This window comes from Ochrobactrum sp. XJ1 (assembly GCF_024701725.1).
In the GTDB taxonomy this organism is placed as follows: Bacteria; Pseudomonadota; Alphaproteobacteria; order Rhizobiales; family Rhizobiaceae; genus Brucella; species Brucella anthropi.
Genome location: NZ_VDGD01000034.1, coordinates 1 through 14,132 on the forward strand (window position 1 = coordinate 1; position 14,132 = coordinate 14,132).

The following is a 14,132-nucleotide window of genomic DNA, read 5'->3' on the forward strand; positions in this document are numbered from 1 at the left end:
AAATTTGCCTATAAGTTGGCGGCGAAACGTGAACAGGTCATGCTGGACGGTCGCCGCTACATGAAAAAGATCACCGATTACTAAGCAGCCCTGAGCGCCGGTCCATCTCTGTTGAAGCTGGGCCGGCGCTGCACTTAATTCTCACGCGATTACATGATAGGGTGACGTCACGTTGCACTTGATGTTACCTTGAAAATTCTATCAAAATTTCCATGCTGCAAAGTCCTTGAAGCCATGACCGGTTACGATGCAAACGACAACCGCATCCCGCGCGATATGCCCTTGGGCAAATAGTCTGCGCACAGCAGCAAGCGAAGTTGCCCCAGTTGGCTCGCAGAATATTCCGGTTGTTCGCGCGAGATCTTTCATCGCTTCAAGGATAAATTCGTCCTCAACACCTATTGCCATCCCCCCAGTCGCGCGAACAAGCGAAAGCGTATGACTTCCTTCCTGAGGGTAGAATTGCAATGGATCGGATATCCCCGACGCGACAGTTTTCGGTTGTTCCCAAGGCTCAACATTCATTTCACCCGCTGCAAAGGCACGCGCAATAGGCGCACAGCCCAACGCCTGCGCAGCAACAAGCCTGGGCAGGCATCCGGCTGCATCCTTAAACCCGGTAAAAACTCCTTTCACCAACGGCCCGGAACTGGTTGGTACGCTGACCCAATCCGGTACATCGTCACCCAGTGCGTTATAAATCTCCTGTCCCACCAGACGCAGCGCATCAACACCATAGGGATTGAGATAAGTGGTTGTGACATTGACAAAGCCCGTCTTGCGACAAATATCCAAAGCGTGGGCAAAAGAATTGCCATAGTGTCCGGGAATTTTTTCCAGACGAGCACCATAGGCCATTATCTGCGTGAGTTTTCCCTCCGGTGTCAGTTCAGGACAGACAATGACTGCGGGCAATCCCAGGTGCGCGGCATAACGGGCCGCCGCTGCACCCGCATTGCCGCTGGATGCGCAAACGATGCCGCGGGCACCGAATGACATCGCCTTGCTAATCGCTGCGGCGACCAGTCTATCTTTGAATGAGCCGGATGGATTGCCGGTTTCATCCTTGATATAGAGCCTTCCACAAAAGGCTTCGTGCAGCAATGTCTCCGGAACACGACGCAGAGGCGTGTTTCCCTCACCCAGCGTTACCTCCTCATCCACGAAATCACTTGTTGCCCAATAACCGCTTTTTTCTTCGAGGTGCTGAACTTCTAGAATGCCTTCGCACTTATCGCAGCGATAAACGAGCGAGGCCGCCACTCTTGCTGCACATTGCGTGCACTGCAACGCGATCGATGCGAGTCGGTTTTGGTTAGCCAGACTGCTACGTTCAATATTCATTGCATCATTCCCCGCGCGGCGACTGGGAACACGCATTCGACGCGCCCTTTTCGTACACCGACATACCAATCGTAACGATCCACTGTCGGATCGCAATGTCCCGGCACCAAACGAAGCTTTTCGCCGATCTGCAGTCGCTCTCCATCCGCATGAACTATGAGTGCACCGTGTTCATCGGATGCACCGGCATAGGTGACGTTGCGGTGACCGTAAACCAGCGGCAGGCCGCTATCGACCGCAATGCCCTTATGGCCGCAATCCAGCACAGCCAGATCTGGACGCGGAGCGCTCATGACGGTACTCAAGACAAAAAGCGACTGGCTGAAAGGCGGCATGGGATCGTTGCGGCTGTAGTCGGCATCCATGAACAGATAGGAGCCAGCCTGTAATTCTGTATAGACTTGGCTTGCCGCCTCATATCGGAAGGTGCCGGTACCGCCACCCCCGACGATGTCGCATGAAAGTCCGCGCTTTCGTATTGCCGTGATCGTCGCTTCGGTCTTCTCAACCGCCTGTCTTATGGCCTCAAAGCGCTCTTCTTCGCTGCGAAAATGCTGAGCTGCGCCATGATAGGACTGCAGTCCACCGAATATGAGATGTTTGCTGTTCGCGATTGCTGCGGCAAGCTCCGCCGCCGGTTCGCCCGGAGCAATTCCGCAGCGCATTCCGCCGACATTGATCTCAACCAGAACCCTGAAACGTTTGCCGCTGTCAGCCGCAACTTTCTCGACCAAATTGACGACTGATTCATTGTCGGCGCAAACCGCAACATCGCTCATGCCAGATAAAGCCAGCAGGCGCGCAAGCTTACGTTCGCTTACGACCTCGTTCGACACCAGAATGTCGGAAACACCGCCCCATGCGAGCACTTCCGCTTCACCGGTTTTCTGAACGCATTGACCGACAGCGCCGCGCGCCATCTGCCAGTGCGCAATGACCGGTGACTTGTGTGTTTTTGCATGCGCCCTCAATCGAATACCTGACGACGCGCAATAGGTTGCCATACGATCCAGATTGTCTTCCATTTTGTCGAGATCGATGATCAGCGCGGGCGTATCGATATCCGCCTCTCTCATTCCCGGCTGAGCCGGCGGAACCTGTAGCATTCTCAAATCCTCTGGCAGAAATCGGCTGTTTGCTACCCTGCCGACAGATCGTTGTCGGCAGGGTAAGGGTTTCATGCCGCGATGGATGTTTTTTCCGTCGTGGTAAGGGTCGCGAAATTATCCCTGATATATTCAGCGGCCCGCAGCGCCAAGGCCGATATCGTCGGCGTGGGATTGACGACACCACCGGTTGCTAGCACGCTTCCGTCAACGATGAACAGATTTGGGACTTCCCAGGTCTGGTTCCATTTATTAACAACCGACGTTTCGGGATCGCTTCCCATGCGACATGTGCCGATCATATGCCAGGCAGGTGTCCGATAGACGCCATTCTTGTCACGATAATCATGCAAGCGATACTCAAACGCACCACATGCCTTTGCCAGATCTTCCAGGCGATCAAGCATATAGTTCATCATGCGCTTGTCATTTTCGCCCGGTGCATAATGGGTGCGGGCGGCTGGCACTCCATCGGAATCGGTCAATTCCGGATCGAGTGTCACCCGGTTCTCGGGATTTGGCAGATCGTCACCGATGGCAAAAACCCCGATCGAATGACCAAAATGCTTCTGGAACCAACTGTGATGGTTTTTACCCCAAGGAGCTCGCGCAGAAGTAAACCAGCCTGCGGCCAGTTCTCCCGCGGATGGCGAAGACGTGATACAGTTGAAATTGAAGCCATTAACGAAACCACGTGACGGATCGGTTTCCGCAAACTGGCGTGAAATCAGCGACGCGACATAGCCAGTCTGGCCATCAACCGGCTCATTCACCCACATTTCACAAGCGACAAGCGTATGGTGTAAGAGATAACGGCCAACCTGATCGTTGCTGTTCGCCAGATTGTCGGAAGCAAGCAGAAGGCGCGGCGTTCCGATTCCATTGGCGGCAACGATAACCAAGCGAGCCTTTTGGAATCGCTTCAAACCGGTATTGCGGTCGACATAAAGCGCGCCGGTCGCCCGTCCGTCACTATCCTTTTCGATACGCAGCACGCGCGCGTGGATACGCAACTCGCAGCCGGCATCAAGTGCCTTGGGCCAGATCGACATGGAGTACTTGCTCATTGAGCCGCGCGGACAACCGTTGCAGACACCACAATTGTTACAGGCTGGACGCCCGTCATAATCCTCGGTGATGGCTCCTGCTTCTACCGGCCACCAATGCCAATCGAGGTTGTCGAAACCGGAAGAGAGTCGTTTGGCCACTTTCGACACCGGCATGGGACGGGTTGGGCAGGGCTCCCGATCAGGCATGGCCGGATCACCCGCCAACCCGGAGACACCAACCAATTTATCCGCCGCTTCGTAGAAGGGCGCCAGGTCTTCATAGGAAATCGGCCAATCGGGTTGTAACCCATGTTCCGTCCCTTTTCGAAAATCGGATGGACGGTATCGCGGCCAGATGGCGCCATACACATTCGTCGATCCACCAACTCCGTTCCACATCAGTATTTGCGAGGAATCCGAGTTGACCGGAAAATCGTCCGGATGGGACCTCTTATTGACATCCGGGCTCCAATTAGTGCGCCGCTGCCAGGACCAATCCGAATGAAGATGCGGGTGATCTTCAGCCTCAACCCAGGAGCCCTGCTCAAGGCAAACCACATCAAGTCCGGCGTGTGCCAGTACCAGTGCCGCGAGAGAGCCGGTTGCACCGGCACCGATAATCAAAACGTCGCAAGTCCGATCCGCGGTCATCGTGCAACTCCCCAGTTTTCAGTTTTCTGCGTTTCAAGCGCCAGTTCGGAAATATCGACAGGCACGACAGCGTCCGTCGCGAGATAATGACCGCGATTGTGAGTGGGGATATCCTTGCTGAAGTCAAACGGCTCCATCGGATAGCCAGATAGATGAGGACGGATGGAATAAGGTCTGCCGCTTTGCTGGATAACCGATACGACAAACGGCGTCTCGTAATAGGCAAGCACGGTTGCGATGTAAATTTTGTCAAAAAGATCGGGATCACGAACTTCGAACGCAGCAACCGCTTCAGTCCGCTGCATTGGTTCGTCGCTCGATAGGCTGCCATTGAGCCAGCCAATCAAATCGGCAAATTTTTCAAGAGCTGCAGTGTCCCATGATGAAAGCAACCGCAGAGCAATAATCCCGTGGACGCCTGCCGCAGAAGCCGACGGCCAGATTGCATCGCCCGGTATGAGTTCATCAACAAGCGCCGCAATCATTCTCGCCTCTTCGTCCGCAGACAGCGCGAAATTGACCAGCCGTTCGTCCTTTCTCGATACAGATTCCATCCTATCGCTCCTACCTGCGATCCAGAGTGATCGTAATCATCTTGAGTTCCGTCATGGCCTCCATCGTATGCAGCCCACCAAGGCGCCCGATACCGCTCTTGGTGTTCGTACCACCGCCGAAAGGCAGATGGATTTCCCAATAGGTGCTGCCGGAGTTGATGTTCACAATGCCTGCCGGAATAGCTTTAGCAACCGACAGACCGCGTTGCATGTCCTTGGTAAATACGCCCACCGACAGTCCATATTCGCTGTCTAGAGCAAGTTCGAGAGCCTCGCTGTCATTTCGGAACGTCAGCACTGGAACGACAGGTCCGAATGTTTCCTCTCGATTGATCCGCATATCGCGCGTTACACCGGCAATGACAGTTGGCTCAAAATACAGGTCACTCCCCAGATCGGGACGCGCCTTGCCTCCACAAAGCAATGTTGCACCACTCGCCACCGCATCATCGACATGTTCTTTCACCTTGACCGCAACCTTGGCATTGTTGAGTGGCCCCATCGTCGTGCCTTGCTGAAAAGGATCGCCTAGCACATGGCGCTCGGCATGCTGGACAAGCTTTTCACAGAGCGCATCGGCCACGGTTTCATGGACGAGTACGCGCCCAGTCGCGGCACAAACCTGCCCCGCGTTAAAGAAAGCCCCACCAGCGGCAGAAGAAGCAGCAGCCTCGATATCGGCATCCTCAAAGACGATAACCGGCCCGTTTCCGCCGAGTTCCAGGAGAAGTGGTTTGCCTGCTCCACGTTCGGCGATGCGCTTGCCCGTCGCAGCACTTCCCGTGAAACCGATTGCCGCGACATCGGGATGCACAACAACGGCATCACCCACGGTAGCGCCCTCACCGATCACCAGATTGATAACACCGTCAGGCAGCCCCGCCTGTTCGATGACTTCCATCAGAGCACAGGCGATCAAGGACGTTGAAGGTGCAGGAACCCAGACTATGACATTGCCCGTCGCTATACCCGGCGCGAGATACTCGACCGGAATGTTGACGGGAAAATTCCATGGTGTGATCACACCATAGACGCCACGTGCCTGGCGAATTGTCATTGCCAGCTTGGTCGGGTCCTCAGTGGGCAGAGTTTCTCCCCCCATCTGTTTGACAAGTTCGGATGCTAGACGAAAACCGTCTGCAGCCTTGCCGACTTCTCCCATCGCCTCAGAGAGCGGTTTACCCTGTTCCCCGGACAAGATACGTGCGAGCTTTTCCCTTGACGCATCAATCGCCGATCCGATTTTCACGCAAAGAGCCGCTCTTTCAAATATCGGCGTCGATGCCCAGGAAGAAGAAGCCGTCTTGGCTGCCATCACCGCCCTGTCGACAGTCGCAACCGTCGATTTCGGCAACAGCGCTATCTGCTTGCCAGTCGCCGGATTGATCGCTGGCATGGTTTCGGGCTCTGTCTCCCAACCGCCTGCGATATAATTTCCGATTTTAGCGGATGTGTAACCACCATCCATGATCTTCCCTCCCATTCATTCTGCTGCGTTTGCGAACGATTGGCTGTCCATATCCATTTCACGCCCGCCAATGACGAGACCGGCAGCGAACAAGCGCTGTGATGCCGTCACCACTTCACCACGCACATCCTCAAGCGGGAACGTGCCGGCACGCAGGTCGAGAACACTGGCGTCTCCTACAGCACCTGGTTTCAAAGTCCCGAGCTCAGGCCGTTGGACAGCAAGCGCCGGATTGATCGTCGATGCTGCGATAACGTCGCTGATCGGCATGCCGAGCGCCAGAAACTTGGACAATGTCGTCACCTGATCATAGGCCGGCCCGGTGATGCACAGCGCATGCACGTCGGACGAAATCGTATCGGGCATAAAGCCCTGCCCCATCATGGCCCGAGCGGTTTTCCAGGCGAATGAACCCATGCCGTGACCGATATCGAAGATAACCCCTCGTTCACGCGCTGCCAGAACTTCCGGTTTGATATTGCCCTTGCCATCGATCGGTGCATTGGGAAACGGACGGAAACAATGCGTGAGTACATCGCCCTTGCGAAGACGCGATACGACCGCTTCATAGGAAGGCGGTGGCTCGTCGATATGCGCCATTAGCGGAAGGCCGGTTTCATCGGCCACCTGAAGCGCCACATCAAGCGGCTGAATACCGGCGGGACCAGATGCATGACGTCCGATGCGAACCTTCACACCGACGATCACATCACGGTTTTCATTGATGACTTCGACTGCCTCGCGCGCGGCCAGAAGGCGAATGTCATGGCTTTCACCCAGCATGATGTTCTTGGCAAAACCATAGATACCCGCAAAGGATATATGCAGATAAACCAATACACGCGCCGTGCTGCGTTCGATGACATGTTTGCGAAAGCCCGGGAAATTGCCGGGTCCGGCGCTGCCGGTATCGACACATGTAGACACCGCGCTCTTGCGAGCGAACAGATCGGGGTCCACCCCGAGCGAAGTGCCACCCCAATACACGTGGGTGTGCAGATCGATCAGACCTGGGGTCACGATCAGGCCCGAAACATCGCGCATTTTTGTGCCTGTCAGTCCCTCTCCAACCGCGGCAACCCTGCCATCCTTGAAGGCCACATCCGTCACACGGTCAATGGCTTGCGAGGGATCGATTACCCGGCCATTCTTCAATACCAGATCATACGACATGAATTCTGCTTTCCGGTTCCTTTAATTGCTGATTGATGCGCGCGCCGCTGTCGCTCGAAAAGAAACGCACTGCTTCCGCGCTCGCGTTGAGGATAATTCTCGATCCAGGAGACAAACCGCTGGCATCGGTACAGGTGGCACGCACCGCGTGGTCCCCGATTGCGACATCGAGAAATTGGTAGGGCCCGGCTGGTTCGACGAGAACCAGATCCCCGGACAAATTCAGCCCGCCTGCCGCCCTTGGTACGGGCTTAAGATCGTGGGGACGAACGCCGATGATTTCACCCTTGGACCCGCCACACAATTCCGCAGGAAGAAAATTCATCTGCGGACTACCGATGAACCCGGCGACAAACTGGTTGGCGGGACTGGAATAAACCTCCATGGGACGTGCAAACTGTTGCAGCACACCATCCTTCATCACCGCAATACGATCAGACAGAACCATCGCCTCCTCCTGATCGTGGGTTACGAAAATGACCGTGATCCCAAGCTCCTTCTGCAAGCGCCGGATTTCCGTCCGCATGCGCACGCGCAGAGAGGCATCAAGGTTGGACAGGGGTTCGTCCATCAAGAGAACGGAAGGATTGCGGACAATGGCCCGCCCCACAGCGACGCGCTGTCTCTGACCGCCGGAAAGCGCAGCCGGGAGCCGGTCAAGCAAAGCTTCAATACCCAAAACTTCGCTGGCCCAGCCAATCTGCCGATTGATTGTCGCTTCATCGACTTTCTGTCGGCGCAGCGGAAATGCAATATTGTCGCGAACACTCATATGCGGATAGAGCGCATAATCCTGAAAGACGAGCGCGATATTGCGATCTCTGGGCGACAGATCCGACATCTCCTGACCGTCAAAGCGGATCGATCCCTCGCTGATCTCCTCCAGCCCCGCTATACAGAAAAGCAACGTTGACTTTCCGCAACCCGACGGCCCGAGAAATGAGATGAATTCGCCATCATCGATCGAAAGATCGAGGTTTTTCAGGATGTTTAACGCACCATATTGTTTGTTCAGGCCTGCGATCTGAATTGATGCCATAAGAGTTTCCTTTCAGCCCTTGACCGCGCCTGAAAGCGCACTCTGAACGAGGTATTTTTGAAAGAAGAAGGCGATTGCCACCGGAGGAATAATCGCCAGCACGCTCGCCGCGAATAGCGGGCCATATTCATTGAACCTAGCCTGGCTGAGAAACCCGGCGATAACCACTGGGATAGTCTGAGTTTTCGGCGTGGATGTCAGGATCATTGCGAAGAGAAATTCATTCCACGAAACCAGAAAGCAGAATATCAGTGCCGCGATAATTCCCGGCTTTACGACAGGTATCAGCACCTTGCGGAACATCTCGAACGGTGTGCATCCGTCGATCAGTGCCGCCCGCTCCAGACTGAGCGGTACATTTTCGAAGCTGGTCTTCATCATCCAAGCGGAAAGCGGCATCAGGATCGTTGAATATGCGATCACAAGCCCCAGATGTGTATCAATGAGGCCCAATATGCGAAACAGCACAAAAAACGGCAGGACGAGAGTGAGCGCCGGAACCATGCGCGTTATGAGAAGCGCCCACAAACTCACCGAAAAGAACCTATGCGAGGCATAACGGGCAAATCCATAACCGGCGAGAGTTCCCAGAGCCACATTGATAACCGAGACGACGACGCCGATACCAAAGCTGTTGAGCAACGATAAAGGTACGCGTGCCGCCTGCACACTTGTCGTACCACCACTTGGCATCAGAACAGCCCGGTAGTTATCGAGCGTCAATGCCGAAGGTATCATGGACGGTGGTGTTCGTATGAGATCCGTTGTTGGTGACAGACTGATGAGAACAAGCATGGCAACCGGGAGGAAGGACCACAGGAAGACTGTGATAACGGCAGTATAAAAGCCGATCGTGGTCAAACGCTTCGCCGTCTGCGGTTGGACAAGGCGACGTCTTGAGAAAGCAGGCAAGATTACCATGAATGCTCTGGTACGCGGCGCTGACGATAAGACCTCGGTCATGGCGTCCTGTGATGGTTGTTTCTGTTTTTTGGGAGACAGGAAAGCGAAATAGACCAGTGCAAGCAAAAGGCTAAGCATCATCAGCAAATATAGAAGTGCTGCCCCTTCTCCGAATTTCAGGAATTGAAACGACTGAAGATAGCCAAGCCAGGATAGCGTCGTGGTTGCCGCACCCGGACCGCCTCGGGTCATGATCCAGATAATATCGAAAGTCATCAGCGCATTGATGGTGGCAACGATCATCGCAAATAACAACGTGGATTTCAGCCATGGCAGGGTGATCGCCATGAAGCGCGTTACCGGCCCGGCCCCATCAAGCTCAGCTGCGCGATGCAGGTTGGAGGGCATGGATTGCAGGCTTGAGAGGAGCATGAGCGTCATCAGTGGCGCTTGGTTCCATATCTGGGTCAACGTAACGAGATTGAGCGCTCGAAAGCCGTCGCCAAACCAGGGACGTGCCAAATGCCCCATACCGATGTCATTCAGTAAACCGTTCAGCAGACCGAAGTTGCCTGCGTAGACGAAAGACCACAATACACCGATGGTTACCGGAGCCATTGCCCAGGGAATGAGGACGACACTGCGCAGAAATCCCCGGCCCGAAAAGTGCCTGTTCAGCACCAATGCCATGGCAGTTCCGACAACCGTCGTCCCCGCGACGGACAAAACCGAGAAATAAAGCGTTCGCCCCAATGCCGCCCAGAAGTCATCGTTGGAGAAGATGCGAGTGTAATTGCCTAAACCGACAAACACCCACTTCTTGGTAATGGGGTTCACACTTACAAATGAGAGATAGAAACTGTAGAGGAGCGGAATTCCGACGATAAGGATCATCAGGAAAAGTGTTGGTGTCACCGAAACATAGGCAAATGCCGGAAGCCGGAATAGTTGGCGCCGGTCTTTCGTGGGTATATGCGCTGAGCGACTGTCTATCGTAAGTGTCATCACGACCTCACACTCTTCGCCCGGCGAAACAGCCAAAAGCAGTCACCACCAGACTGGGAAACGGAAAGGGATAGACGGCGGTGGCCGGAGCGCTTCCAGCCAACAGCCTTATTGATACTGGGCCTTCAGCTCAGAAGCTTTCGCGGCAAGCGCGGAAACAAAGGCATCAGTCGAACTGCCTGAACGGATATATTCCTGGAGCTGCTGCATCATGAACATATCCCACTCCGGGAACCAGATCGCCTTGCCGATGGCGCGTGAGGTTGCCATGCCGAGTTGCTTGGCCGAGATGTCGAGGTCGCGCCACTTGGAAAAGCTCGCGACGATATCCGGGTCAGCCATCACTTCGCGATAAGCAGAACCCAGACCGAACTCGAGCGCCCAACGCTTGATGACATGGTACTGGCCATCCGAGGCCTTACCACCAAAAAACTGCAACAGATTCCAAACGCGCTGGTCGTCAACGGGCTGCGCGCCCATCAGATAGGCCGCGGTCCATGCCATGGTCGATTGGGTAGCACCTGGCATTAGTGCATTGCGCACTTTACCTGCGATCTTGGAAACGGCCGGATCGTTGACGACCTTGTGGTTGTAGTCATGCACCACCATGAATGTATGACGGCCGGAAGCATAGCTCGGCACACCTTCACCCGGCAGTGTCATGATGTCTTCCACAACGAGCTTTTCCTTGTAGACCGTCTGGAAAAATTCCAGCACTTTTCGAAGTGCCGGCTCATCGACGAAGTCGCCCTTCTCATCAAAGATCTTGGCCCCTTCGGAATACCAGCACGCAAAGATGTTCCACGACAGATCGGACCATTGCTGCTGCCACATGCCATGGAAGGGAGCATCGCTGATACCATCGGTTTTGAGCTTCCGGCTTAGCTCCAGCACTTCATCCCAGGTCTTGGGCACATCCGCCTTTGCTTTGGATAAGTGCTCCTCATTATAGAGAAAAGTATTGTATCCCGCATAATAGGGCAAACCGCACAATGGGCCACCATTCGGCAAGGATAATGACTGCACACTCACAGGAAACATGCCAGCCTTGATATCGGCCACACCCGGCAATGAATCTAGATCGCGGATCCATTCAGCAGCATGCCAGCGAGCGATATAGTTTTCCTCTGAGTAAAGCATATCCATATGCTGTCCGCCGGTCAGCTTGGTCTCTACGACGGGATGATAATCGCCGGTCACCAGCTCATACGCGACATTTTCATCATAGAGCTTTTTGAAGGTCTCTACATTTTCAGCGACAATCTGCGGCTGGTACTGCCAACCGATGAATGCCATGGCCGTGGACGGTGCCGCCATCGCCCGTTTGCCAAGCATTCCTGTGGCCGTAAAGCCAGCCATGCCCGCCAATACCTGTCTTCTAGACAGCAAGTATCGATCCAGCGCATTATTCATGCCAGTTCCCCATTTTATTTATTTTTGATTGCAAGAATTCGAACAATACGAACCCTAAAGAGAAAACTATAATCAACGCCCCTCAGGCGTTGATTGTCATCTTGGCATTTCAAATCTTATTTATGGTGCCAGTATGCGTGAAAATTATTCTCTGTCCAATATTTTTTTCATTTTTATGTCATTTTTTGACTGAAATCGCTTAGTTGCTTATAAAAGAAGCAAAATTTGATCCAAAAGTAAAATTTCATCAATCAATTGACTATCAATCGCACAAAGGCTGCGTCCGATCACTCCCCCGAACATTGGCGAGCTGCTGCTTGATGCGCCGCATCTTTTCACGACCAGTCTCGTTCCGCTCGATGGCAACTCCATAAGCAATGACATCGATACACATGAGGTAGGCGTAACGCATAGTTGCTGGCGACAGAATATCCTCGTCGGGAGGATTATCGACAGCGAGATGCAGATCGACTGCCTTGGCTATGAGACTATCCGAAGGACACAGGGCTATAGCTTTCGCGCCATAGCCTTGCGCAACAGTGACCACCCGCTCAAGCTCTCTGTTGTCGCCAGTCAACGAACAACACAACAATGCGTCGTCTCGTTCCACGGTGGAAGCCAGCATCAATTGCATCGTCTGATCGTCACTCGGAACAACTCGGATACCGAGCCTGAAAAAGCGGTTTTGTAACTCACCGATAAGCCATGACGACACGCCGCCACTGCCGAAAGCATAAAGCGTATGGCATCGACTGATGATTTTGATGATCTGTTCGGCTCGATCGAGATCCAGCGCGTGGTGCATATCCGAAATGGTCTTTTGCGCCCGCTGGCTGACACGCTCGGCTATTTCCCCTACCGAGTTCGGCGGAGTATCCGGCTCCATATATCGACGACCGACGCGAACGGAGCCCATGATTTTCAGTTTGAGATCCTTCAGCCCTTCGCAACCGACGGTACGCGCAAATCTGGTAATCGTCGGCGCAGAAACATCGAGCCAATTGGTCAACTCTTCGATTGGCAGCTCGACAAAGCGATGCGGTTCTCCAAGGATGCCCGCCGCAATCCGCTGATTGGATTTCGAAAAGCCCGATTGCATATCGACAATGATACCGATGACATCTCGAGGGTAGCGACTATCACGTGATGTTTGCTGTGTTTTGCCGACCCTCGTCGCGTTTTTCAATCCGATCTCCTCAGCCATAGAACCCCCTCCGCATCTCCAGGGAAGTTGCCAGAAAGTTCCATCATGTGTCAATTCGATGGAAAACGACGCGCCAGATAGCGCGCGCAACTTCGAGTCGTCTCGGAAAATCCGAACTGACAGCAAAGGCGGCGCTCGGATTGCAAAAAACCTCAAAGCTTCGTTTTGTTTATTCAGCATGCAAGGCACATATTGAACCGCAGCGTCCGAATTACTGCCGTAGCCTGAAACTGAGCGACGACCGTCGAGTGCTCAGTAAGAGCACGACCGTTTAGTCGTCCCGACAAGGAGAGAACTATCTAGGTTGTGATCGCATCAGCACTAAGCTTTCGATGAAGTTTGCGCCTGATTGCGCCCCCATGTTGTGTGGCCCCTATGATCGCCTACTTCTTCACCCTGCTTTTCAAACCATGTGCTGACGATTGCAGCGTCGACATAGCCTGGAACATTTGGTTCGAAAACAGACTTGACTTACAGTTCATAACGATCTGCGCAAAGTCCCAGCAATATGCGCCGTGATGGACTTGGTTGCGATTTCCCTGTCTGAAGACCATCTTCTGCGCAGTCGTTAATATTAAAGGCTACAAGCCGTTTCCCTCCTATTAAGTTGCGGTGCAGCGTCAGGAACCAGTTTTCAGACAACTGTTCCCACTCCGCTGCTGGTCGTGCCATCTGATTGCCAGTCAAGATTTGGTGACCTCACGAGTCACGGCTTGGCATTGGCTTCACCAGTTGTAAGTTCCGGTTCGGAGCTAGGATGTTGTACGAACTGATCATAAAGGTACGAGCTTGAAAACTGAAATTCCTGGGTTATAAAATAACGCGCTAAAGCTTGTATGACCTTTGAAGCGTTGAAAAGTCTACGCGCTTCTATCGTGGCGTCTGGATCAGATGGTAAGTCGCGTGCCGCATGAGCAGCGGCTACCCTGCAGTTTCGATACACGTATGTCCCGGGATCAGCTTTCTCTTTTTGACGATCAGCCTCAAATGCTTGCAAGGCGTCACTTTGGACGCACAGGCTTATTTGAGGAAGAACTGCGTTCACCCATTTAGTCACCTTGGGACCTGAGTCAAATCGGGTTTCGAATACCCTGAAAAAACTTAGAACGGCATGGCTCGAAAGGCCCACAGCATAAGCGTTTAAACCGTGAGCGCAACGAATAGCCCACGTCTTTCGTGATTGACGGAATGGGTTTCCGGCTGGCAGTCAAAACTTTTGCTTT

Annotated in this window: 11 protein-coding genes; all 11 read right to left on the minus strand. The window is 53.8% G+C overall.

What is annotated here, in order from left to right; genetic code table 11:
• Positions 1-201: 201 nt before the first annotated feature.
• A complete protein-coding gene (locus FG152_RS26430; protein ID WP_151606173.1) occupies positions 202-1,344 on the minus strand; it encodes a pyridoxal-phosphate dependent enzyme in 1,143 nt (380 codons plus the stop codon).
• Complete coding sequence (locus FG152_RS26435; protein ID WP_138787099.1) at positions 1,341-2,450, minus strand: DSD1 family PLP-dependent enzyme; 1,110 nt, start codon at positions 2,448-2,450, stop codon at positions 1,341-1,343. The genes FG152_RS26430 and FG152_RS26435 overlap by 4 nt, the downstream gene beginning before the upstream one ends.
• 71 nt (positions 2,451-2,521) lie before the next feature.
• Positions 2,522-4,150, minus strand: a complete 1,629-nt coding sequence (locus tag FG152_RS26440) for a GMC family oxidoreductase (protein ID WP_138787098.1) — start codon at positions 4,148-4,150, stop codon at positions 2,522-2,524.
• Complete coding sequence (locus FG152_RS26445) at positions 4,147-4,704, minus strand: gluconate 2-dehydrogenase subunit 3 family protein (RefSeq protein ID WP_151606175.1); 558 nt, start codon at positions 4,702-4,704, stop codon at positions 4,147-4,149. Before FG152_RS26445 ends, FG152_RS26440 begins: the two co-directional genes overlap by 4 nt.
• A gap of 10 nt (positions 4,705-4,714) precedes the next feature.
• Positions 4,715-6,187, minus strand: coding sequence for an aldehyde dehydrogenase family protein (locus FG152_RS26450; protein ID WP_235889903.1), 1,473 nt, complete (start codon positions 6,185-6,187; stop codon positions 4,715-4,717).
• The gene (locus FG152_RS26455) at positions 6,188-7,345 is read right to left on the minus strand and encodes an amidohydrolase/deacetylase family metallohydrolase (RefSeq protein ID WP_138787096.1); all 1,158 of its coding nucleotides are present in this window, start codon (positions 7,343-7,345) and stop codon (positions 6,188-6,190) included.
• Positions 7,335-8,384 (minus strand): ABC transporter ATP-binding protein, encoded by a 1,050-nt coding sequence (locus FG152_RS26460; RefSeq protein WP_138787095.1) that lies wholly within the window; start codon positions 8,382-8,384, stop codon positions 7,335-7,337. Before FG152_RS26460 ends, FG152_RS26455 begins: the two co-directional genes overlap by 11 nt.
• Positions 8,385-8,396: 12 nt before the next feature.
• Positions 8,397-10,292 carry an ABC transporter permease gene (locus tag FG152_RS26465; RefSeq protein ID WP_498989308.1) on the minus strand — a complete coding sequence of 632 codons (1,896 nt, stop codon included), beginning with the start codon at positions 10,290-10,292 and terminating at the stop codon, positions 8,397-8,399.
• A gap of 108 nt (positions 10,293-10,400) precedes the next feature.
• The gene (locus FG152_RS26470; protein WP_278434460.1) at positions 10,401-11,651 is read right to left on the minus strand and encodes an ABC transporter substrate-binding protein; all 1,251 of its coding nucleotides are present in this window, start codon (positions 11,649-11,651) and stop codon (positions 10,401-10,403) included.
• A 316-nt stretch (positions 11,652-11,967) separates the two neighbouring features.
• Positions 11,968-12,909, minus strand: coding sequence for a MurR/RpiR family transcriptional regulator (locus FG152_RS26475; RefSeq protein WP_192798572.1), 942 nt, complete (start codon positions 12,907-12,909; stop codon positions 11,968-11,970).
• Between the two features lie 706 nt (positions 12,910-13,615).
• Entirely contained in the window at positions 13,616-14,038 is a 423-nt protein-coding gene (gene mauJ / locus FG152_RS26480; RefSeq protein WP_498989311.1) for a methylamine utilization protein MauJ, read from the minus strand.
• Positions 14,039-14,132 lie beyond the last annotated feature (94 nt).

Coding starts and splice junctions, on each gene's coding strand:
- FG152_RS26450 (WP_235889903.1), bottom strand. CDS start 6,187: ATGGGAGGGAAGATCATGGATGGTGGTTACACATCCGCTAAAATCGGA.
- FG152_RS26440 (WP_138787098.1), bottom strand. CDS start 4,150: ATGACCGCGGATCGGACTTGCGACGTTTTGATTATCGGTGCCGGTGCA.
- FG152_RS26455 (WP_138787096.1), bottom strand. CDS start 7,345: ATGTCGTATGATCTGGTATTGAAGAATGGCCGGGTAATCGATCCCTCG.
- FG152_RS26430 (WP_151606173.1), bottom strand. CDS start 1,344: ATGAATATTGAACGTAGCAGTCTGGCTAACCAAAACCGACTCGCATCG.
- FG152_RS26475 (WP_192798572.1), bottom strand. CDS start 12,909: ATGGCTGAGGAGATCGGATTGAAAAACGCGACGAGGGTCGGCAAAACA.
- FG152_RS26435 (WP_138787099.1), bottom strand. CDS start 2,450: ATGCTACAGGTTCCGCCGGCTCAGCCGGGAATGAGAGAGGCGGATATC.
- FG152_RS26465 (WP_498989308.1), bottom strand. CDS start 10,292: ATGACACTTACGATAGACAGTCGCTCAGCGCATATACCCACGAAAGAC.
- FG152_RS26445 (WP_151606175.1), bottom strand. CDS start 4,704: ATGGAATCTGTATCGAGAAAGGACGAACGGCTGGTCAATTTCGCGCTG.
- FG152_RS26470 (WP_278434460.1), bottom strand. CDS start 11,651: ATGGCTGGCTTTACGGCCACAGGAATGCTTGGCAAACGGGCGATGGCG.
- FG152_RS26460 (WP_138787095.1), bottom strand. CDS start 8,384: ATGGCATCAATTCAGATCGCAGGCCTGAACAAACAATATGGTGCGTTA.